This is a genomic window from Dyadobacter koreensis (assembly GCF_900108855.1).
Classification (GTDB): Bacteria; Bacteroidota; Bacteroidia; order Cytophagales; family Spirosomataceae; genus Dyadobacter; species Dyadobacter koreensis.
Map to the genome: position 1 here is coordinate 147,369 of NZ_FNXY01000006.1, position 23,267 is coordinate 170,635.

Here is a 23,267-nt window from a genome sequence, read left to right on the forward strand (position 1 = left end):
CGAAAAGTTTCGCTGCTCTTTTCTCAATTTTAGCTTTTAGTAAAATTATCGGTTAGTAAAGTTTGTTCACATATTTTTATTAAGATTCAATGACCCACATCCAGTTTCTTGGCCAATAATTTAGATTGATCTTCTCGTGAATTACCAATTCATCATTTACAAATTCGTAGCCCTTCAAACTTCCACCCTGGTTTTCGACATCTGATTTGGCGATGTTGTGAAGCTCAATCCAGGTTTCGGCGGCAATTTCCTCTGTGTCCAGCCATTTTAGTGATTCCCACTTGGGGTCTTCGGAATTGTATACATAACGCAGCACTAAATAGTGAAGATAGGAGTCGTTATTGAGGCCCATGACAGAAGGCTTTTTTTCAATAATTTTCATAAAAGTAGAGATGGTTGATATTGGTGAGAAACATAGTAATTATAGAAAAACTTCCCAAAAAAACCAAGCCAGAACTCAAATTAGTTCTACTAACTTATCGAGCGGAAAAGTGGGATTGTGAAAATAGTTTCCAGTCCTCGCTGTTAAATTGAAATACATTTCGCGAACCAATTCAGTTAAACCTTATAGGAATAATTAAAGTGGCTCTCCTGCCGTGTGAATTATCTTATAGGTGCCTGCTCAGTTTCTGTCAGAATAGATTGATGAACCGGTTTCAGCTGTCCGATATAGTTTTTCCGGTGCGGATTTAAAAAGCGATATCTTCGGAAAATACAAAATGTCGGTGCCTTATACATTTTATTGAATGATTGTCTGCAACTTCTCTTTAATGAAAGTTTTCTCGGTTTCTGAAATTTGAATGTTCATCGCTCCGGCGTTTTCAATAGCTTGTTGCGCATTTCTCGCTCCGGCAAGTACGATGGTGATCCCTGGTTGCACGTCGTCCAGCAAAGTAAGAGTTGTGACAAAGTCGCATTTTTCGAACTGATCAAAATACCCATTCGGTGATCATTGCAAACACCTGTAGCTCTTATTTTTCCATGTTGGATTAAAAGTTCCATCACATAGCGCCGCCTATGGCGAATGCTCCGTACGTTATCGCTGACAGCTTTAACTCGTTCGCTCCTAATTGTCTGTACTCCAATTTTCTGATTTGGCAATATGCTGATAAGCATATGGTCATGTATAGTTTGGTATAAAAAATGCTGAGTTCAATTCTCAGAAAATGATCTGCGCCATTTGCTCGCCTGAATTCTTTTGTAAAATTGGAAGGAAAAGCATTATCATTAAAATAAGTACTTTTATTACTGGATATTATTTAAATGATAGATACAAAATGGTGAATCTGGAATGGTACAGAACCTTTAAAGCGATTTATACAACAGGAACTTTAACAGGCGCGGCTGAAACTTTATTCATTTCTCAGCCTGGTGTAAGTCTGCATTTAAGTTCGCTTGAAAGTTATGTAGGGTATAAATTGTTTGACAGGACAGCCCGGAAAATGATTCCTACCGAACGGGGAAAAGTTTTCTATAATTTTATTATTGAGCCGCTTACAAAACTGGAAGAAGCGGAAAAAAACTTTCAAAAAAGCACCGAAAAGCAGACGCCGACGATTAGTGTTGGAATGTGTTTTGAAACGTTTCAGATCACTTTGGAGCAATATATTTCCACACTGCCTTTCAATGTAATCATCCAGTTCGGCCAGTATCCCGAAATGCTGGAAAATCTGGAAAAGGGAATTCTGGATCTGATAATTACACCTCAGAAAGGATCAAGCGGGAATATAGAGTATGAAGCGTTTTCTTCAGAAACCATTGTGCTGGTTGGAGGAAACGAGATTGATCACGAAAAACTCGATGCTATTTTATCGGAAAATGAGCCGGACTCGCTCGAAAGCTGGTTGAAACAACAAAAATGGTATGGAACCACCGGCGATATGGAACATTTGAGGAGATTCTGGCAACTGAATTTTAACAAGTATCCGGATTTTCGTCCAAACTATATCGTTCCAAATTTGAACTCGATTGTGCGTTGTCTGACGAGCGGCGTCGGTTTAGCGATTATCCCCGATTTTCTTTGCAAAAAGGAGGTTGAAAACGGACAGATAAAGCTGTTATGGGAAGGTAAAACGAAGCTGATCAATACCTTACATTTTGGTACCAGAAAGAAAAATATGTATAACGAGGAAACGGATGTGATCAAAAAGTTATTCAGAGAGGTTATGTAATTGAATTATTTCGATCGTTTAAGAATATTTTTGATCATATTATTTGTTTTTTATCTGTCTTCATGTTTACATTTACATCATGAAAACGCAAAACATAATTTTTTCGGTTTCCTTCTGGTGGCGCAATAACCAACTCTGGTATTGTGAACGCTGGCTTTCCTGTTAGAAAATTCTTCTGATCTATACAAGGCTCTCTGTTCGCAGGGAGCCTTTTTTATTATCTAATCCTCAATAAATTATGTCTTATCAAGTAGATGAAAACGGATTTTATGGTCGTTACGGCGGTGCTTATGTGCCGGAAGTTTTGTATCCGAACGTTGAAGAACTGAGAGTGAATTACCAATCCATTCTGCAAGATCCGGATTTTCAAAAGGAGCTGGAACAATTGCTGAAATTGTATGTTGGCCGGGAAACGCCGCTTTATCCCTCGCATTTTTTGTCAGCAAAACATGGTGCGGCTATATTTCTTAAACGCGAGGATCTTTGTCATTCCGGTTCGCACAAAATCAATAATACGATAGGGCAGGTTTTGGTGGCAAAACGACTTGGGAAAACCCGCATCGTCGCCGAAACAGGAGCCGGTTCGCATGGAGTTGCAACGGCTATGGCCTGTGCGTTGCTGAAACTGCCCTGCACTGTTTATATGGGCGAGGTCGATATGGAGCGGCAAGCCCCTAATGTAGCGCGAATGAAGCTTTTAGGGGCAGAAGTAGTACCTGCATCGAGTGGAAGCAAAACGTTGAAAGATGCAACAAATGAGGCTTTTCGAGACTGGATAAACCACTTGACAAATACTTTTTATGTAATTGGTTCGGTGGTTGGACCTCACCCTTATCCAGATATGGTCGCTCAGTTTCAATCGGTTATCAGCAAGGAATTGCTGGGTCAGGTTCCGTCGCTGACCGGACAAAGTTATCCGGACTACGTCATAGCCTGCGTTGGAGGCGGCAGTAATGCGGCGGGTTCTTTCTATCACTTTCTGGATCATTCTGAAGTCAGCCTCATTGCAGCCGAGGCAGCGGGGAAAGGATTGGATTCCGGTTTTTCGGCAGCTGCAACTTTTCTTGGCAAAGAAGGAATTTTGCACGGGTCGAAAACAAAATTCATGCAAACGCCAGAGGGACAGATTTTGGAAGCGCATTCCGTTTCGGCTGGTCTCGACTATCCGGGAATTGGTCCGTTGCATGCTTACCTGCACGATTGTAAGCGGGTGCGGTTTGTTCCTGTGACAGATTGTCAAGCATTGGATGCAGGTAGTTTGCTGAGCGAAAACGAAGGGATTATTCCAGCCATTGAGTCCGCTCACGCCCTTGCTGCACTCGACCAGGTGCGTTTCAAATCTACTGATGTTGTGGTGGTATGCCTCTCGGGGAGAGGAGGTAAGGACCTTGAAACTTACAGTCAGTATTCATCTTCAAAAAAGTAATTTTATGAATCAGTTAACTGAAAATCGATTAAACAATATCTTTAAAAATAGGAAGAAAAAGATAAGTATTTATCTCACCGCGGGTTATCCAAATCTGGCTGATACGATTGATTTAATTGCGATATTGGAGAAAGCCGGTGTTGATTTTATCGAGATCGGTATTCCATTTTCAGATTCGGTGATGGACGGGCCTGTGATTTTAAACAGTCATAAAATCGCTTTGGAAAACGGTATGACGCCGGAAATTCTTTTTGATCAGCTGGCAATTATCCGTGAGCGAATTACTATTCCACTGATTTTGATGGGATCAATGAATCCAGTATATCAATTTGGTTTTGAGCGCTTTTGCCAGCGCTGTTCCAGAGCAGGTGTTGACGGATTGCTTCTTCCTGACCTGCCATTATCTGATTTCAAGTTGCATTATCAAAATTATTATAGACTAAACAATCTGGCGCCGATTTTTATGGTCACACCACAGACAAGCCGTGAACGTCTGACAGCAATTGACGCGGCAGGAGAAGGATTTTTATATGCCGTCTCGAGCAGCTCAACAACAGGTTCTTCAAACAAGATGGCTGATAGCAGTGACTATTTTGAGAAATTGAAATCTTTGAATCTGAAAAATCCAGTCGCCGTCGGCTTTAATATCAACACCAAAAATGACGTCGAATTTGTTCATGGATATACCGATGCTGCAATTATCGGCTCGGCCTTTATCCGGGAAATTGAAAAGGGAATTGACGAAAAACGGATCAGGGAATTTATTGATGGACTAATAAATTAATACGCGTTATTTCCTATCCTTACCGGAATTTTTTAAGTCATGTGTTGCTTTTCAAAGAGAACACAGCCGGACATATAGTAGTATTCCCGATTCTGCAAAATTTAGCCATAGCAACAATTCCAGACTCAAATTTTGCCAAACAGAACAAAAAAGCGAAAATTTGCGCACCTTTTTGCCAAGACGAGTAAATCGCTATGATTGATTTCACATCCATTTCTTACCTGAAAAATGGTAATCCGAAGCAAAAACTGGCTTATAAAATCCTGAATGAAAACAGGATTATGGACATTTTGCATGAATTCGATCCGATATTGGTCGGGACAGTTCCGATTAATATCGACATCGAAAACAGCGATCTGGATATCATTTGCTTCTGGAAAAATCAGCGGGCTTTCCGGGAAAAACTAATCGCGCAGTTTAGTGAATTTAAAGCTTTCAGAATACAGGACATTTCAATTCACGGCCAGTTAACAACTTTAACAAATTTCTTTATTGATAAAATTGAAATAGAAATTTTTGGACAAAATATTCCTACCGAAAGTCAGTATGGCTATCGGCATATGCTTATTGAAAATAAATTGTTATTGGAAAAAGGAGATAATTTCAGAATGGAAATTATAAAATTGAAACAGCAGGGCTACAAAACTGAACCTGCTTTTGCAAAAATTCTGGGTCTTGAGGGAGATCCTTATCAGGAACTTATGAAATTTGAAACTGCATATCCTGAAACAAAAAAGCGTATCAATTAGCTCATTGATACGCTTTTTTTATTTTACCAGGCGCTTGCTTCGTTCAATTTTTCAATAGATTCTGCACTAAGTTTAAGTGTGGCAGCTTCGATCAGTTGTTTCAATTGTTCCGGACTTGTCGCACTTGCAATCGGCGCAGTCACGGCCGGGTGCGCAATAAGCCAGGCCAGTGAAATCGCTGCAGGGTTGCTATTGTACTCAGCGGCCACTTCGTCCAGCGCGGAAAGAATTTTAAATCCTCTCGGAGTTAAATATTTTTCGACCATTCCGCTCCTTTTACTTCCCTTTAAATCGTCTTTTGATCGGTATTTTCCCGAGAGAAAGCCGCTCGCCAACGAAAAATAACTGATGATACTGAGATTATTTGCAGTAGTAAACGGCGCGACATTGGTTTCAAAATCTTCGCGGTCAAACAAATTAAATTCTGGCTGGAAAGTCTGATAAACCGCCAATCCTTCCTGCTGACTTATTTTGATCGATTCTTCCAAACGATCAATCCGAAAATTCGATGCACCAATAATTCTGACTTTTCCATCTTTCACGAGCTGGTCATATGCTTCGAGCGTATCCGTGATCGGCGTCGCCGGATCGTCATAGTGCGATTGATACAAATCAATATAATCGGTTTGCAGTCTCAGAAGTGAATCCTCAACCGCTGCAACAATATATTTTTTACTTAATCCCTTTTTGTCTTCACCTAATTCCGCTCCAACTTTTGTGGCTAAAACTACTTTTTCGCGTTTTCCACCTTGTTTGAACCATTTTCCAATAGCAGTTTCCGATTCTCCGCCGTTGTTCCCCGGAACCCACGCGGAATATACATCTGCAGTATCCACTGCGTTAAAACCTGCATCAATAAATGCATCCAGCAATCGAAATGTCGTAGCATCATCAGCTGTCCAGCCAAAAACATTGCCTCCAAAAACAAGCGGAGCTATTTCAATTTCGGAATTACCTAATTTTCTATTTTCCATATTTTTAAATTTTCATTTCAATTTTGTTGTTAAATCATTGTGCCAAATCGTTCCGTTCGTGAAAGTCAGAAACAGATCCGGGCCAATGGAGTCAGATTTCGGACTGGCTTGCATCTTCCTCAAACTTACATTAGTTTTGAACTTAATTAATGTTAATTGGACAATATTATCGTTTTGTTCATTATTGCTGAACTTTTTATGATACAATCGATCGGGCGCGCTTTTGAAATACTGGAATATATTGCCTTTAACGGAAATTTCGTCAGGCTCAATGATATTGCCGATGCGGTTGGATTAAAGAAAACGACTGTTCACAATTTCCTTCATACGTTAAAAGAGCTCGGCTATATTGAACAAGACGAATTAACTCCGCGTTATAGAATAACTTACAAGTTTCAATGTTTATATTCCCCGGATGTTTCGCTTTTCCAGATCAAAAAAGAGTTGAAGCCCGTGCTGGAAAATTTGACAGAATCGACAGGAGAAACTTCCTATCTGGCAATTCAAATGGGTTCTTATTTTCGGCACGAGTTGAAATGCGAGCCAAATCGCTCGGTTCGTATCTCGCTTGACCTTGGAAAAGAATATGAGATGACAACCACGGCGATAGGGAAAGTTTTTCTGTCCTATTCAGACCATTTACAGGCAAGTCTGATCAAGTTTAATGATGAGAATTTTAGTCAGGCTTTGAGGGAGGAAACAAAGGAAATCAAAGAAAACGGATATGCACTCGACCTTTGTCAGTATGAAGCTGATCTGAATTGTGTGGCCGTTCCGGTTTTTCACCATCGGAAAGTAATAGCAGTAGTTTGTGTTTCGGGTCCTGCCTATCGTTTCGGTGAAAAGGAGATTCAAACAAGCTTGGTGAAAATGAAAAAGCTACTTTCAAACCTGGAAAAATATTCTGTAAAACAGGTATAGAGGGTTAGTCGGAGTTTATTAAATAGCGATGAAAATTAATAGCAGTACAAACATAAATTATGGCGAGGGCAAAGGAATTTAACGAAGAAGAAGTTCTGGATAAGGCGGTCGATCTTTTTTGGTATAAGGGCTATAATGGGATATCTGCGCAGGAAATTGTCGATGGCCTGGGGTTAAGCCGATCGAGTTTGTATGATACTTATGGAGACAAACGTACGCTATTTATAAAGGCTTTAAAGCGCTACCGGATCAGAGAAACCGGAGCTATGATAACGTTACTCGACAATGCTCAGGACGTTTTCAGCATCATCAAAGATATCTTCAAAACTTCCGGACGCGACTCTCTGGTGGATAAGCTGGGGATGGGTTGTTTTATGGTTAATTCAAGAATAGAGCTTGCGGCCCATGATGCTGAAATAGCAGAAATAATCTCTGAAAGCCGTGCTGCGATGGAGGATGGATTCTTGAGGGCTGTGGAGAGAGGGCAGATGTCGGGCCAGATTTCGCAGAAACAATCCGCACGTGCACTTGCCAGTTTTTTAGTGAATAATCTATGGGGACTTAAAACCTATGGAAAAGCAGATCCGGAAAAAAGTGTGATCGATGATACCGTGAACATTATATTGGCAGTCCTTAAGCCGTGACGGAGAATGACAATTCAATTTTGTCTTAACAGTAAAAGTAGCCTGATTTATAAAATCTGGCTGCTTCAACTGTTTTAAATGGCCCAACAAAAATTAAAGAAACTAAAATCCTGTGGATTTTGTGATCGATTCCCATTTGGAATATTCCTTTTCCAGTCTTTCTAACTTGGAAAACGCGCGTTCGTAGGCGTCATTTCCCAGAAGGAGATAGAGCGGTGGATCTTTTTCTGAAACAATTTTAATCATCGCCGCCGCTGCTTTCTCGGGATCTCCCGCCTGATTTCCATCCATTTTTAAGTATTTGCTATGCGAGTCGCGGACTTCCTGATAGTCTTCGATTGGATTTTTAGTAAGAACCAAAGATTCCTGTGAAAGAAAACTGGTACGGAAAGCTCCCGGAGCAACCACCGTGGCTTTAATGCCGAATGATTTGACATCCTCAGACAAAACTTCGGTAAGGCCAATCACAGCGTATTTTGAAGCCGCATAGACAGCCCAGCCGGTATTAGCGGTTATTCCGGCAATCGAAGCGATGTTTATGATATGCCCGGATTTTTGCTTTCGCATGTAAGGAAGAGCTTTTCGGATAACATTCATAGTTCCAAAAACGTTGACGTCGAAACTGAGACGAGTTTCTTCATCGGTCAGTTCTTCGATGCTTCCTCCGATGCCATATCCGGCATTATTTATGACGACATCGACACTTTGAAATTTCGAATTAGTTTGCTTTAACGCAGCTGATACACTTTTTTCATTGGCAAGATCCACTTCCAACGGAAGGAATGAGTCTATTTCAAAATTGACGGCTGCGGATAATTCAGCAAGATTTCGGGATGTGGCCGCAACATTCTGACCGGCTTCCAGTAATTGTTTAACCAAACTGAGGCCCAAACCCTTTGAAGCGCCTGTTATAAACCATGTTTTTGGATTGTCCATTTTAACAATGTTTTGTTAAAACAAAATTAGTATGGAACGAGATGGTCTGGCTTGCAGGCTTCAAACATATATTTGCAAATTTCAAACAACTACAAACGATCATTTTTTAATGGTCTGAACATGAAAAGTCTAGTTATTTCTTCTGGCCATTTTTAGGAAGCGATTGATGAGAAATACCGAGGCAAGAGTCAGACCTATAATCAATCCGAGCCAGATACCGGGTGCGCCCATGTCGAAGTGGAAAGCTAAAATATAACCTGTTGGCAGGCCGATGACCCAATAAGCTATGGCAATTAAAATAGTCGGTGCTTTCACATCTTTTATTCCACGTAAAAGTCCTGCGCTGATCGCCTGCGTACTGTCAGAAATCTGAAAAACGGCGGCAAATAGTAACAGGTAAGCTGCAAGGTCAAGAACCTGTGCATTGTCATTAAATGCTTTTGGCAACTGATAACGGAAAACAGCAAAACCGATCGCACAAAACGTCCCGTAGATCAATGCGGTGATCATCGTGCTTTTCCCGATTACTGCAATTTTAGGCCAGTTAGCTTGTCCCATGGCATTACTAACCCGGATAGATCCGGCTTGAGCAAGTCCCATAGAAACCATAAAAGTAAACGAAGCGCTGCTTAATGCTATCTGATGGGCAGCCTGAGCCACAGCTCCGATTGTCCCGATGATAATTCCGGAAACGGCAAAAGCACCCGCTTCCATACCAATTTGCAAACTACTTGGAACGCCGATGTGGAGCAATTCACCAAGCGTTTTCGTACGAAGTTTCCACTGATTTTTACGAACGGCTATGTATTTGCTGAATGTTTTATGTTTCAGGATCGTGATTGCAAGGGCTATGAATATGAAAGAGCGCGTGATAAGCGTTGCGTAACCTGCGCCAATTAATTCCAATCGCGGAAAACCCCAGTTACCATAAATCAGCAGCCAGTTTAAAAGTATATTTACGGGCATCCCCGCCAAAGAAAGCAGCATAGCTGTTTTCGTAAATTCCAGCCCATCCGTAAATTGTTTAAGTGTCATAAACAGCAACATAGGAATAATAGATAACCCCATCAGCTGCATAAATGGAAGAGCAAGCGTAACTACCTCCGGATCCTGTCCGAGATGAAAAAGGATATTTTTTCCAAAAACAAGGGTCAGCGAGATCAGTAACGCGGTCAGGGCACATAATAGAAATCCATTAAACAAGTAATGAGAAACCTGTTGAGCATCCCGTTTTCCGTGTGCAAGGGAAACCATCTGGGAAACGGAAATCGTCATACCAATCCCTATTACGAAAGGGATATTCATCGTGTTGATTACCAATGCCGCTGCCGCTAGCTGTTTATAACTGATCGCACCGACCATGGCCGTGTCAATCAGGTGTAACGCCATTTGTGCAAGTTCACCGATGATGATAGGCAGCGCCAGACGTATTGTTTTTGAAGCTTCACTTTTCATAAAATCTGCAATCCACTCTTAAAAAGATGCAAAGTTATGGAAGTTTGAAATAAGGCGGGTAGAGAAATAAAAGTAATTAAGATATAACTGTCCAGGACAGATTTTAAAAAATTTTGCAATTCACATTATTAGAATATGATTTGCTGAATTCTTGGTTTTAGACAATTACTTCTACCAGTTTTTTAACATTTACAGTGGTTTTATTTTTACAGCAAAGGATAGAAAAAATGTTCCGCTGGCCTTAGTGAGGCAAAAAATATCATTAGCATTTACGAGATAATTATCCTTTTGACAGGATTTTCATGATCATGTCTCCGGTTTTAATACCATTCCCAACAGATATCAAAAGAGAAAAGAGCAATGCGGGAAACGAACAAAATGAAACGGTTGGAAGTAATATAAATGAAATTAGAAGATTCCACATGGGTACGGACAATGGAAGCGTTTGCTATTATTGCCATAATTCTCTTTATGTGATTCTTTCCGTAACCTAACAACAATGTCGTGGACAAGACAGCTTAAATTTCCAAGATCAGGTAGGATCTGTGATTTTTATCCACAGTTTTTTGGCAAATCGCACTGATTATTAGATAATTCCACAGCCGCAACTGTGCTGATAGATCAGAGTCGGAGTAATTTTATTCTTGGTATGATTATTTAATAGTAGGAGTAAACCTGATTAATAACTGGAACTAATTCGTTATGGTACAACTACTTAAATATTCAGATGTCTTCGGACCTTATTTCTTCATGATTCTGGTTGTTTTCACGCTTTCATGCGCTTTCTGGCTGATATCCGGATTAAGAAAAAGTACGATGAAAAATGATTGGTTTGTCAAAAGATCGCAGAATCAATTCAAAAGAATGGCTACTCGTTAATGGAACTCGGTTGTAGTGGCTTGTCTTGCACCAATACTTTAAAGCATTGTTACTTTTCGAAGGACCAGTTAACTATTTAATAATTTGCATTTAATTAATCTACAAATAGTTACAATAAGTAAAGACCGCTACATTATAAATTGTTGCTGACAGCAGTTTTTATGACGTATGGGCATAAAAAAACATCCCGGAGGCAGGACCTTGGGATGTCTGATTTTACTCAACGTTATGAGAACCATTTAACTGGTTTTCAGTCACAAAGCTAACTCATTTTTGCAAAATCACCAGCTTTTTTTGTAGAATGCAATTAACAAATGCTTCAAAAATTAGTCAAATGAACAAGAAGCTTTGAAAATTCATATTCTTACTTTATTATCTTTTAGAACAAATATTACAGTAGAAATTCGCTTTTTTTATATTTTAGTACAGCTAATTTTAACCGTGATTTTCGGGATATTAACTGCATACATTGGCGTTTCGATGAATGCGGAGAAATAGGTCGTATTTAAGGAACTTCTACAACTACAAATTGTTCAAAATTCTTCGAATACAGTTTTTTAAAATTTGCCAAAAAAATAAATTTTCGACAGGAAATTTTAACATTTTTATTTTTAGAAAAAATTTCAAAAAAAATAAAATTTTTTCTAACAAAGCGGCAGTTTATTCCATATTTGCCTTTACAGCCTCGATAAATTTCTGCAAATCGGTGGTAGAATAGTGCTCTTTTTTTAGATGCATGAACTCTGAGTGGATCTGGAGCATCTTATTATACTTGGTTAAAGGGCTGTTCGTATGAGACTTCAATTCCCTACCTTTATATTCAAGGTATTCGTCCATCCGATCCACGAGATACGACATCATGTAATAATGCATACCGTTATTTGCATCGAATCCTTCAAATTCAAGACTGCCAAGATCCAGCAATTCCTTATCCTGATCACTCAGTAATCTGATTGAATCATTAATCCGGCTGTACATCTTAAGGATGGTGTCCACCTCCTGATAGGTACTTATAGGAACTTCCTCGTAAAGCGTATTAAAAACTTTCTGATAAAGTCCGGTGTAACCCTTTTCCAGAATTTCGATTCTCCTTTCATATAATGCTTTATCCTGCCCGTCGCCGAGAACAGATAAAATTTTGCATTGGTTAATTAATAATTGGCGGTCCACGAGCGATATAGTCTCGGGAATCATGTTATTTAGCTTTTCGGAATCCATTAAAAGGTTTTGATAAATTATTTGTCAGTGGATGTATGAGGTATACTGCAAAAGTAATTGTTTTGGTAAATCTCAGATAGGAGATAAACATTTTTAGAGATAGCAGATGAATTTTTTCGATAATATATACAATAGAATAAGCGGAATGTCAATTGTCAGGTGCGGTAAAAAAAGTGAGATTTGTTAATTCGGCCCATACCTGGCAGGGATGCTGCTATTAATTAATCACCTGTTTTAATAATTTTCATGGCCTATGCCTGGGATTACATCATTTGAAACGTAAAATATAACCACCAAAAATCTTTCAAAATTGCAAATAAACCGCAGGCTGATAAATAATATAGACTCATATATCTGTAAATTAGAATCTGTAAGCTTATTTGTATTTGACCAAGAAAATTTCGTAACACCAAAGTCCATGTGGAAATCGAGGTTCGTATTATTTTTTCTGCTGTTTTCTACGCTTATATCCGTTGCTCAACAGATACCCGAGCCGATATATGATATTGGTAATCTGGCCGCGCAATTACAAGAAAGCGAAAATGATACAACACGTATACGGTTATTAGTTCAGTTGGCCAATTATAATTATTACAAGGGAGATCAGTTGCCGTCCAGATTGGGCCAGTCATTGAAATATATAAAAGAAGCAATAAACTTATCAGACTCGTTGAGCTCGGACAAATGGTCCTATGAGTCCAGACGTATGTTAGGGATATGTTACATGAAAATGGGTGACTTTGACAAAGGTATCCAAATCCTGAAAGCCGGTATAAGCAGTGCCATGCAGCACGGAGCAAAAGACCAGCAGGCAACGACCATGCTTTGGCTTGGAAATCACCTTCCTTTCTCAGAACATTACTATGCTGAGAAAATCTCGCTTTATCGTCAGGCTGCATTTTTATTCCGGCAGACGAGAAACAAACGACAGGAGATCGTAGCGCTCAAAGAGATTGGAGACGTCCATTTAAACGAGGGAAAGCTTGACTCTGCCGAGACTGAATTTTTGCAGGTTGTGCATATGTATAAAGTAATTGGATATAAGAAATTGCATTATACCTACGATCTGCTTTCTGCCTTGTACCGGCTTCGGGGAGACTTTGATAAATCGCTTTCGTATGCTATTCTCTGTGTCAAAAGTATGCAGGCTACCGGCGATAAAAAATCTGCGGCTTATTTTTACAGACGTCTTGCATATATCTATGACGAATTGGGAGACAGGAAGGTTTCAGCTGACTGGTTCAGACTGGCATTTATGGAATTTAAGAAAATCGGTTCTTTGGAAATGTACGATTCGCTCAAGGACCTTATCCGTGTTTTAATCAAATTGAATAATGCACAGGCTGGACTGAATTTGCTTTTGGAAACGCGAATAGAATACCCTCCTGGCAAACCATTTGATAAATCCATTATTGCCACTGCTTTGGGAGATTCGTATAAGGCATTAGGGCATTTCGATCTGGCGGAGAAATTTTATCTTGAAATGATTACCTGGCAGGAATCTTTAAAACAGGAAAATTTTTTTCTGGCAGATTCTTACAAAACGATTGGTACCTTTTATCTGGAACAAAAACGATACGACAGGGCGGCAGTTTATTTGAATAAGGCTTTGAAGTTGCCAAAGGGAATTTACACTTTATCAAACATCAAGGATATTGAGTTATTACTTTTTAGAGTTGATTCAGCATCAGGTAATTATGTCTCTGCGATACAGCATTATCAGTTGCATAAAGCGTTGAACGATTCCATTTTTAATGAGGCCAGAAGCAAGCAAATCGAGGAACTTCAGGTTCAGTACGAAACGGAGAAAAAGGAACAAAATATTCAGCTTTTATTGAATAAAAGTCTTTTGCAGGAAAATGAACTGCAGCGTGCCAATTTGTTGAGAAACGTGACATTTGCATGTATTTTATCGATGCTGATAATCGTAGCGCTAGGGTATAACCGCTATCGTCTCAAACAGGCTAGTAACCAAAAACTCCAGTTTCAGCAAAAAGAAATTAATCAAAAAAATTTATCACTTCAGAATCTTGTAGATGAAAAAGACGCACTTTTGGAGGAAAAGGAATGGCTGCTGAAGGAAATTCACCACCGTGTAAAAAACAATCTTCAGATCGTGATGAGTTTGCTGAACTCTCAGTCAAATTATCTGGAAAGTGACGCCGCCGTGACCGCCATTCGTGAAAGTAAACACCGTGTTCAGGCGATTTCATTGATTCACCAAAAATTGTATCAATCCGATAATGTTGCTCTTATTAGTATGCAAACATATATTCCTGAACTTGTTCATTATTTGAAGGACAGTTTTGATACGCGTGAAAGAATCCGTTTTGAAGACGTAATTGAGCCGATTGAACTTGATGTTACCCAAGCCGTGCCGATTGGCCTGATATTAAATGAAGCCATAACGAACGCAATCAAATATGCTTTTCCGAATGGAGAAAACGGGCTTATCATTATTTCAATGAAAGAGATTTCAAAAAATCGATATGAACTGATTATCTCCGATAACGGAATAGGTTTACCTGACGGGTTTGATTTTAACAAGATAAAAACGTTGGGTATGAGTCTTATGCGTGGGCTAAGCAAGCAGCTTGGCGGAACCTTTAATCTCAAAACCCAAAATGGCCTGGAACTATTTATAACCTTCGGATTTGACAAAATAAGCAGAAAGCGAAGAACTCCGTCTTTATTTAATTACTCAGAGGTCGGCGATAAATTGACATAACAAACATACAATAGTTAGCCATTATACTAAGTGAAAGAGCACTTTTGGTTAAGCGTCAAAATTGACTTTTATGCGTGAAAAGATTCTAATTGTCGAAGATGAATTTATTGTGGCCAACGACTTGCGCCTCATGCTGGAAAGAGCAGGCTATAAAGTCTGTGGTATCGCGGGATCTGTGGCTGAATCGTTGGAAATTATTGATAAGCAAAATCCATCGTTGGTTTTACTGGATATTCAATTGAAAGGAAAGTTAACCGGTATCGACCTGGCAAAGCAGCTAAATGAGAGAAATATTGCGTTCGTCTACCTTTCGGCGAATTCCAATCAAAGCATTTTGGAGGCAGCCAGAGCGACCCAGCCCTACGGATTTCTGGTCAAACCATTCCGGGAGAAAGATGTCCTGGTCAGTCTGGATATTGCCCGATACCGACACGAACATAGCCTTGAGTCAAAGCTCAGGAGAGAAATTCTGTTACGAAGTTTACTCGAAGAAATTCTGGTCGAGGATTTCGGTTGGGATAGTAAAATGTTAAAAATAGTTCGCGCTTTTCAGTCCGTTATTCCTTTTGATTATCTGGCTATTGGTACCAAAGCAGAAGGAGATATTCCGTACGTTGGAGGAAGTTTTTTAAGGATAGGTTTTGATGAATATCAGTATATCGGAATCGAGGAATTTCTGATCATGTCGAAGACCAAAATGCAGGATTTAAAAAAAATGCAGGAAAAAACTCCGCCAAATGTTACCGGTGCGCGGTACGATGAAAAATCCTTCCTGGCAATATGTATTGAAAATCCGGTCAAGGAGTTGATTGCTAAAACTTTCGGATTGAAATCTAATCTTGATATACCTTTGCCTCTGACGGGCGGCGGCGTTTTCAATTTTTCGTTCTTCAGTCGCAGCCCTGCAATTTACAATGTCCAGCACCTTGATTTGCTGACAAGTTTAAAAAAATCTCTTGAAGCCGCTGCGTACGGTATGCTTGACTTACGGGGACCTGAGATACGGAAGGATAATCTCCCTATCGATGTTACCGGAGAGTCTCCACGACAGTCCGTTGACTTTGAAGGTATTATAGGGAGTAACCATGTTCTGTTAACCATACTGGATGAAATTGCGCAAGTTGCTCCTTTTGATACATCAGTGCTGATCCTGGGTGAAAGTGGAACCGGAAAAGAACGTGTGGCGTACTCGGTTCATCATTTATCACCTCGTAAAACAAAGCCATTTATCAAAATTAACTGTGCAGCATTGCCTGCGAATCTGATCGAATCTGAATTGTTCGGTCATGAAAAAGGCGCCTTTACAGGTGCGGCCGAGCGGCGGATCGGAAAGTTTGAACAAGCTGCGGGTGGTACCGTTTTTCTAGATGAAATTGGGGAAATGCCTTTGGATATGCAGGTTAAATTACTTCGGGTTTTGCAGGAAAAGGAAATAGAAAGAATTGGAGGAAAAGCGCCCATTGATGTTAATGTCAGGATCATTGCGGCTACGAACAGAAATCTGGAAAAGGAAGTTGCCGAGGGGCGTTTTCGACTTGACCTTTACTATCGCCTCAACGTTTTTCCCGTCCAGTTGCCTCCACTCCGCGAAAGAAAAGATGACATCGAAGCTTTATCCAACTATTTTGTTCAGAAATACTGTTTAAAAATGAAGAAGACTACACCAGCGATATCGAGAGATATGATGTCTGAACTGCATGCCTATCACTGGCCGGGGAATATCCGGGAGCTGGAAAATGTTATCGAGCAGTCACTTATCCTGAGCGACGGTAAATCGGATCTGGTTCTTAAGCGCTCGCTTGCTCCGGCCGCTGGTTCCCGTCCTGCATCGCACACCCAGCAACCGGCAATCCAGACTTTTGATGATGTTAAAAAAATTCAGCACCAGACAGAACGTGAATACATTATTTCTATTTTGAGAAAAGTAAACGGACGTATCCGTGGTGAACATGGAGCCGCCAAAATTTTATCCATAAATCCTACAACGCTTGAATCGAGGATAAGTAAATTAGGTATTAAAAGAGAAGATTTTTCATCCTGAACGACAGGACAAAGTCTGATTTCTCCAAAACTGAGTGAAACAATCTCCTGTATTTTCGGAGATTTTGAGACGAACTCCGAAATTTTCGGAGTTCGTCTTTTTATTAAATTATGATTTTTTTATTTTAAGTGATTGTTGATAAGGTAGTTGTGTAATTGTTTTGATTTTATTTATCAAGATGTGATTTTGGCATATTTATGAAGTAACAGTGATAGTAACCGAATAAGAATGATTGGTTTCCTGATTCGATCTCTCACGCAAAACTCCACAGTTATGACCAACAGTTTCCCGAATTATCACAATCCTGCTGTCCGTTTGAATAAAACAGCAACGCCGCCGATGCAGCAATTAAAAACTGGCAATAACGTGCCATTTGAAATACAGACCATCAATTGGATGCGGGAAAATAAATGGAAGGACGATCTTGTGCCTCAACGACATAATTATTATATGATCATTTGGGTTAAGGAAGGCTCTGGGACGCATTTGATTGACCTGGAAAAGTTTGAGATTACGAACAAAACTATCTATTGCCTAAGGCCGGGCCAAATCCATTTGTTTCGTCCGACTGAGGATACCGACGGTTATGTGATCTCCTTCAATTCGGAATTTTTATGTTTACACGAAAACAATTTCGATTTACTTTTGAATACAGGATTGTTCAATACCTTTTCACATTCTCCGGCTTTTTCGGTGCACGAAGAAATGGAGCGTGAGCTGGATCATGCGGCCTTGAAAATGAAGCAGGAATTTGACAATATGTTTTTACTGCGTTCCGAGATTTTGAGGGTTTTTCTCAAAATTTTCCTTATCCATTTGACTCGTCAATATGAAAACCTAAGCTACAAAACGACACAATCCAAGAATGTAGAGTTAGCAAAAAAGTTTCATTCGCTGCTGGAAAAGAATTTTACTAAAAAGAAAATGGTGACAGATTATGCCGAGGAATTGATTGTAACTCCAAATTATCTAAATGAAATTGTGAAAAAGGTATCAGGATTTCCGGCGAGCCATCACATTCAGCAGCGAATTGTGCTTGAAGCGAAGAGACAGGCGGTTTATGCCGATCTAAGTATGAAGGAAATCGCTTACGATCTGGGCTTTGACGATATAGCGCATTTTAGTAAGTTTTTCAAAAATGTATCAGGCAGGAGCTACACTAGTTTTAAGAAAGAAATCAGCGGGCAGCTGGCTTATTGACTTCGCGCATTTTTAAACAACTTACTCTTCATCAAAAAAAATTCTTTGGAAATTAAATGAGCGAAATTCAATTCTCTACATTTTTTCGGTACGTATTTATTCTGCCTACTCACTGGAAATCTTAAATAATTTCTGGCAATAGCATTTTCACGAAATTCGTATTTATACAACAAAAGCCGGATTTTAGACATTTCTTCAATGGTCTGTTTAAGATAAGTTTGCTTACTTTATTTAAGTACTTTTTTCTATATCTATAACAAACTTTCTCTACTTATGGCACAAGTTAAATGGCTGCTGGATCCTGCACACAGCGAGATTTCGTTCAAAGTAAAACACCTGATGATAAGCACAATTACGGGTTATTTCAGGAATTTCAGTCTTGAAGTTACTACTGAGGATGAAGACTTCTCAACAGCATCAAATATTATCTTCACGGCGGATATCGATTCGATAGACACAAAAAACGAGCAGCGGGATGCACACCTGAAATCTGCCGAATTTTTCAATGGTGAAGAACATAACCAGCTCAGGTTTGTCGGAACCGGCATTCATCAGGAAGATGAGGAAAGCAAACTGAAAGGAGAATTGACGATCAAAGTAATTACCCATCCTGTCAAGGTTAAAGTCGAGTTTGGAGGAATCGCCGTTGATCCGTACGGACAGCGAAAAGCCGGGTTTACTGTGAAAGGAAAGATAAGCCGGGAAGACTTCGGACTGACCTGGAACGCAGTAACAGAAGCGGGTAGCGTCGTGGTTGGCGACAAGGTAAAATATTCGGGAGAAATCCAGTTGATTAAGCAAGCATAAATGCAAAATGCGGAATCTTATGCAGATATTTGAGGAAAGTAACCGGTATTTTGAAAACCTAAATTTCTAAACCAAATCTGCCCCTGAAATGAATTATTCTGTCTTGTTGGAAGAAGTTGAAAACTTTATAAGATCTGAAAATAACAAGAAGGTTTCAGGCGAATTGCCGTATCATAATCTTAGTCACACGGAGGAAGTTGTAGCGAATACTTCCAAGCTTGCAAAACAATATAAATTAGAGGATAAGGATTTTTTCATCGTTATTTCGGCGGCATGGTTTCATGATTGCGGGTACTACACAGGAGACGCTCCCGGCCATGAAAAGAGAGGATCAGAGATTGCAGCATCGTTTTTGGCAAAGCTGAACGTAGAGGCGGGAATTATCAAAGCTGTCGAAGGATGTATTCTTGCAACGCATATTCCGCAATCTCCTGAAAATCTGCTAGAAAAAATTATTTGCGACGCTGACCTTTATCATCTGGGCACGGAACAATTTTCCGGGATGAATAAGCTTTTGCGAAAAGAAATGGAACAAAATACGGGCAGAAAAATAGATAAGAATGCCTGGCGGGTCAAGACAATTAAATTTCTGGAATCACATCAGTATCAAACGGAATTTGGTAGAAATTTTTTAGAGAGCGGGAAGCAGGAAAATCTCGAAAAACTGAAAAAGAAAGTGCTGAAAGAGGAAAATTTATTCGATGCTATTCCTGAGCCTGTTAAGCAAAAAGAAAATGTCCAAACAGATAAAAAAGGAGAAGACGACAACGAAACTTCAAAAAATAAAAAGTCAAAAAATGACAGGCCGGATAAGGGAATAGAAACGATGTTCCGGATCAGTTCGGGGAATCATCAAAGGCTCAGTGATATGGCGGATAATAAGGCTAATATTATGATTACGACCAATTCAATTATCATTTCTGTTTTGCTCAGTGTGCTCCTCCGGAAACTCGAAGACAATTCAAATTTAATCGTACCGACTTTGATGCTCCTGACCGTCTGCGTGACAACCATGGTTTTTTCGATTCTATCAACCCGCCCTTCGGTTCCGCACGGTACTTTTTCAAAAGAAGATATTGAAGATAAAAAAGTAAACCTGCTGTTTTTTGGTAACTTTTACCGTATGAGCTTCGAGGATTATGCAGAAGGTATGCAGGAAATGATGAACGATCGTGAATTTCTATATGGAAGTTTGACCAAAGATGTTTATTCTCAGGGGGTGGTGCTAGGAAAGAAATACCGGCTTTTGCGCACCGGTTACAATATTTTTATGTTTGGGATTGTAGCGTCGGTTATCGCTTTTGTAGTCAGTTCTATGTTTCTCGGATCTTAATATTCTTTATTGATGAGTGCTTATTTTTTCGCAGACCGGGATATTAGCTGGCTCTCTTTCAACGAACGGGTGTTGGAAGAAGCAGGAAAGGATTCTGTTCCGTTGAATGAGAGAATTAAATTTTTATCGATTTTTTCTTCGAATCTTGATGAGTTTTACCGCGTTCGGATGCCTGCTCTTTTGGCGTTGAAAAAAATGGATAAGGAGAAAACCGGCCTGACTGTTTACCGGAAAGCTGTTCAGATTATAGATCGTCAGCAGGAAGAATTCGGCCAGATTTTTAACGAAGCGGTTTTGCCCGGCCTGACACAGTATTGTTTCAAACTCATTTACAATGATAAGATACCTGAGAAGCTAAAAGAACACACGGATTATTACTTTTTTACGCAGGTTGCAGGCTTTTTACAGCCGGTTCTTATCAAGCGGAATACGGACTTTTTTCTTGAGAACAACCAGCTTTATAAGGCAGTTATTGTTCAACATACCTCGGGCGACGAACAATTATATCTGGTCAATATTCCAACAAATAACTTGCCCCGTTTTTACAAAATAACGCAGGAGGACGGAGATTACATCGTTTTTCTTGAAGATGTGATCCGGCAGAATTTACAGCATCTTTTTCCTTCCGCGGTTATTGTCGGGTCATATAATATCAAGATTACCCGGGACGCCGAACTTGACCTTCGCGACGAGTTCGGAGATCTGGCCGCTAAAATTGAAAAACAGTTGCGTAAAAGGGATTTTGGTTTTGCCACCAGATTTCTTTACGAACCCGGAATGCCACTGAGACATTTACAGGATATGATCGAGATCTTTAATCTTCAGAAAGCCTCAGTTGTTGAAGGTGGAAAGCATCATAATCTCAAAGATCTGGCGCAGCTTCCGGTTTCCAATGCTTCGCTTTCGTACAAGCCGTGGCCATCCGTGCAAAGTATCAGGCCTTCGGAATTGCAGGAAACGCTTTTTCGGGCAGTTGAAAAAGAAGACCGGATTGTCCATGCCCCTTATCAGTCATATGATACTATAATAAGGTTTTTTAACGAAGCCGCGATCGACACTTCCGTAGAGCGGATCTATACGACAATGTATCGGGTTGCCAGTGATTCAAGGATTGGTTACGCGCTGATCAGTGCTGCGAAAAATGGGAAAAAAGTTTCTGTTCTGGTTGAATTGAAGGCTCGTTTTGATGAAGCAAATAACATTCGCTGGGCCAAAAAAATGAAGGCTGCTGGCGTGAAAATTATTTATAGCGGCAATTTATTGAAGGTACACGCCAAAATCGCGCTGGTGAAAAGGAAGAACCAGAGCGCTCCTTATCTTGGACTTTTGGCAACGGGGAATTTGAATGAAAATACGGCACGTTTTTACACCGATCATATTTTGCTGACGGCGTATCAGCCTATGCTGGCCGAAATGGAAGCGCTTTTTGATTTTTTGAGAAAACGGAAAGGAAAAGCGACACAGCATATCCTGTTTCAGCACTTGCTTGTAGCCCAGTTCAATTTACAGACGCGATTTCTGGAAATGATTGATCGCGAGATTGAAAATGCGAGACGCGGACTGCCTGCTTCTATCATAATAAAAATGAATAATCTGGAAGAAGAAGTATTGATAACAAAACTATACGATGCTTCAAATGCCGGTGTGAAAATCAGTCTGATCGTTCGTAGTATTTGCCGGCTGGTTCCGGGAATTCCCGGGCAGAGCGAAAATATAACGGTCAAAAGAATTGTAGACAGGTATCTGGAACACGGCCGGATTTTCCTTTTTCACAACACTGGTAAAGACGAAGTTTATATGGGTTCGGCTGACTGGATGAACCGCAACATTTACCGAAGAATTGAAGTTTGTTTTCCTATTTATAACGATGTGATCAGAAGGCAGATGATCAATCTTCTGACAATTCAATGGCAGGATAATGTCCAGGCTGTTCTGATCGATAAGGAACTGCATAATGTTTCGCTGCAAAATAAAGATGGTGATCAGGTGAGATCTCAGGAAGCGATTTATGAACTTTTATCATCAGAAATTAAATAAAACAGACCATGTTGTCTGTTTTTAATGAAGAAATATGAACCACCATAAGATTTCATTCTCAGCTCTTTTTTTCTCATTCATTCTTCTGGGAATGGGGTGTAATACTACTGGCGGAAGTGCAAATTTTCTGAAAGAGTATGACCTGACCCGGCCCGAGGCTTTTAACATGCCGGAGAGCCTGAAAGAAATTTCCGGAATTGCTTTTAACAAGGGAAAAAACGATGTCGTATATGCAGTTCAGGACGAAGAAGGTAAAGTTTTTCGTTTAACCTGGCAAAATCATAGACAGAAGCACACGAAGTTTTCAGGGAAAGGTGATTATGAGGATATAACATTGGTGAAAGGACAGGTTGTCGTCTTAAAAAGTACTGGCGTTTTGTATACATTTTCGGTTTCGGAAGCTCAGTTTGAAGAAACTACCAAAACAAAAGAGTGGAAAAACCTGTTGCCGAAAGGAGAATATGAGGGCATGTATGGAGACGAAGCTACTGGTAAAATATACGTTCTGTGTAAAGCCTGTTCCATTGATAATCCCGGGAAAAAAGTCTCAGGGTTTATATTAAATGTTGGAAGTACTGTTCAAAAAACGGGAAGTTTTACACTGAATACAGATGAGGTAAAAGCACTAGGCGTTAAAGTTAAAAGAGGATTTCAGCCATCCGCACTTGCGAAAAACCCTGTTTCGGGAGACTGGTATATACTCTCCAGTTTGAATAAAACTTTGGTCGTGACTGACAAAAATTGGAAGCCAAAATTAGCTTACCCGCTTAGCAGCAATAACTTCAACCAGCCTGAGGGGATTGCCTTTGATAATTCGGGGAATCTGTATATCTCTAACGAAGGAGATGATACAAAGGATGGAAATATCTTAAAATTTAAAAGATTGGCGAAGTAACATTTCAGTACCGTATTATTTATTCCACTTGCTCTTTTTCTTAAATGGGAGTTCATGGATTTTATATGC

Annotated in this window: 19 protein-coding genes; 13 read left to right on the plus strand and 6 right to left on the minus strand. The window is 39.9% G+C overall.

What is annotated here, in order from left to right:
* Positions 1–79: 79 nt before the first annotated feature.
* Entirely contained in the window at positions 80–382 is a 303-nt protein-coding gene (locus BMY70_RS19365) for a hypothetical protein (RefSeq protein ID WP_090337948.1), read from the minus strand.
* 357 nt (positions 383–739) lie between these two features.
* Positions 740–892 carry a hypothetical protein gene (locus BMY70_RS19370; RefSeq protein WP_218148653.1) on the minus strand — a complete coding sequence of 51 codons (153 nt, stop codon included), beginning with the start codon at positions 890–892 and terminating at the stop codon, positions 740–742.
* 385 nt (positions 893–1,277) lie between these two features.
* Here BMY70_RS19370 and BMY70_RS19375 point away from each other — a divergent pair, with 385 nt between their 5' ends.
* From BMY70_RS19375 to BMY70_RS19390, 4 genes are all read left to right on the plus strand, one after another.
* Positions 1,278–2,171 (plus strand): LysR family transcriptional regulator, encoded by an 894-nt coding sequence (locus tag BMY70_RS19375; protein WP_090337949.1) that lies wholly within the window; start codon positions 1,278–1,280, stop codon positions 2,169–2,171.
* Between the two features lie 238 nt (positions 2,172–2,409).
* Positions 2,410–3,597 carry a tryptophan synthase subunit beta gene (gene trpB, locus BMY70_RS19380; RefSeq protein WP_090337950.1) on the plus strand — a complete coding sequence of 396 codons (1,188 nt, stop codon included), beginning with the start codon at positions 2,410–2,412 and terminating at the stop codon, positions 3,595–3,597.
* 4 nt (positions 3,598–3,601) lie between these two features.
* Entirely contained in the window at positions 3,602–4,381 is a 780-nt protein-coding gene (trpA, locus tag BMY70_RS19385; protein ID WP_090337951.1) for a tryptophan synthase subunit alpha, read from the plus strand.
* Between the two features lie 194 nt (positions 4,382–4,575).
* Positions 4,576–5,130, plus strand: a complete 555-nt coding sequence (locus BMY70_RS19390) for a DUF4269 domain-containing protein (protein ID WP_090337952.1) — start codon at positions 4,576–4,578, stop codon at positions 5,128–5,130.
* Between the two features lie 23 nt (positions 5,131–5,153).
* On the opposite strand, the gene BMY70_RS19395 is transcribed toward BMY70_RS19390, so the two are convergent.
* Positions 5,154–6,104 carry an aldo/keto reductase gene (locus BMY70_RS19395; protein WP_090337953.1) on the minus strand — a complete coding sequence of 317 codons (951 nt, stop codon included), beginning with the start codon at positions 6,102–6,104 and terminating at the stop codon, positions 5,154–5,156.
* 198 nt (positions 6,105–6,302) lie between these two features.
* Between BMY70_RS19395 and BMY70_RS19400 the strand changes: the two genes are divergently transcribed.
* Positions 6,303–7,025, plus strand: coding sequence for an IclR family transcriptional regulator (locus tag BMY70_RS19400; RefSeq protein ID WP_143072135.1), 723 nt, complete (start codon positions 6,303–6,305; stop codon positions 7,023–7,025).
* 59 nt (positions 7,026–7,084) lie between these two features.
* On the plus strand, positions 7,085–7,669 hold the full coding sequence (locus tag BMY70_RS19405) for a TetR/AcrR family transcriptional regulator (protein ID WP_090337955.1): 585 nt from the start codon (positions 7,085–7,087) through the stop codon (positions 7,667–7,669).
* Positions 7,670–7,771: 102 nt separating this feature from the next.
* Here BMY70_RS19405 and BMY70_RS19410 read toward each other — a convergent pair whose 3' ends face one another.
* The 3 genes from BMY70_RS19410 to BMY70_RS19420 form a co-directional block, all read right to left on the minus strand.
* A complete protein-coding gene (locus BMY70_RS19410; RefSeq protein WP_090337956.1) occupies positions 7,772–8,605 on the minus strand; it encodes an oxidoreductase in 834 nt (277 codons plus the stop codon).
* A gap of 129 nt (positions 8,606–8,734) precedes the next feature.
* Positions 8,735–10,060, minus strand: a complete 1,326-nt coding sequence (locus tag BMY70_RS19415) for an MATE family efflux transporter (RefSeq protein WP_090337957.1) — start codon at positions 10,058–10,060, stop codon at positions 8,735–8,737.
* 1,539 nt (positions 10,061–11,599) lie between these two features.
* A complete protein-coding gene (locus tag BMY70_RS19420) occupies positions 11,600–12,157 on the minus strand; it encodes a YfbU family protein (RefSeq protein WP_229209691.1) in 558 nt (185 codons plus the stop codon).
* Positions 12,158–12,575: 418 nt separating this feature from the next.
* Here BMY70_RS19420 and BMY70_RS19430 point away from each other — a divergent pair, with 418 nt between their 5' ends.
* The 7 genes from BMY70_RS19430 to BMY70_RS19465 all read left to right on the plus strand — a co-directional run bounded on the left by BMY70_RS19430 (position 12,576) and on the right by BMY70_RS19465 (position 23,198).
* A complete protein-coding gene (locus tag BMY70_RS19430; protein WP_090337959.1) occupies positions 12,576–14,885 on the plus strand; it encodes a sensor histidine kinase in 2,310 nt (769 codons plus the stop codon).
* A 70-nt stretch (positions 14,886–14,955) separates the two neighbouring features.
* The gene (locus tag BMY70_RS19435) at positions 14,956–16,926 is read left to right on the plus strand and encodes a sigma 54-interacting response regulator (protein WP_090337960.1); all 1,971 of its coding nucleotides are present in this window, start codon (positions 14,956–14,958) and stop codon (positions 16,924–16,926) included.
* A gap of 273 nt (positions 16,927–17,199) precedes the next feature.
* Positions 17,200–18,126 (plus strand): AraC family transcriptional regulator, encoded by a 927-nt coding sequence (locus BMY70_RS19440; RefSeq protein ID WP_218148654.1) that lies wholly within the window; start codon positions 17,200–17,202, stop codon positions 18,124–18,126.
* Positions 18,127–18,399: 273 nt separating this feature from the next.
* On the plus strand, positions 18,400–18,933 hold the full coding sequence (locus BMY70_RS19450; RefSeq protein ID WP_090337962.1) for a YceI family protein: 534 nt from the start codon (positions 18,400–18,402) through the stop codon (positions 18,931–18,933).
* 88 nt (positions 18,934–19,021) lie between these two features.
* A complete protein-coding gene (locus BMY70_RS19455) occupies positions 19,022–20,266 on the plus strand; it encodes a Pycsar system effector family protein (RefSeq protein WP_090337963.1) in 1,245 nt (414 codons plus the stop codon).
* 12 nt (positions 20,267–20,278) lie between these two features.
* A complete protein-coding gene (ppk1, locus tag BMY70_RS19460) occupies positions 20,279–22,303 on the plus strand; it encodes a polyphosphate kinase 1 (RefSeq protein WP_090337964.1) in 2,025 nt (674 codons plus the stop codon).
* A 34-nt stretch (positions 22,304–22,337) separates the two neighbouring features.
* Positions 22,338–23,198: an SdiA-regulated domain-containing protein gene (locus BMY70_RS19465; RefSeq protein WP_090337965.1), complete on the plus strand. Its 861-nt coding sequence runs from the start codon at positions 22,338–22,340 to the stop codon at positions 23,196–23,198.
* Positions 23,199–23,267: the final 69 nt, after the last annotated feature.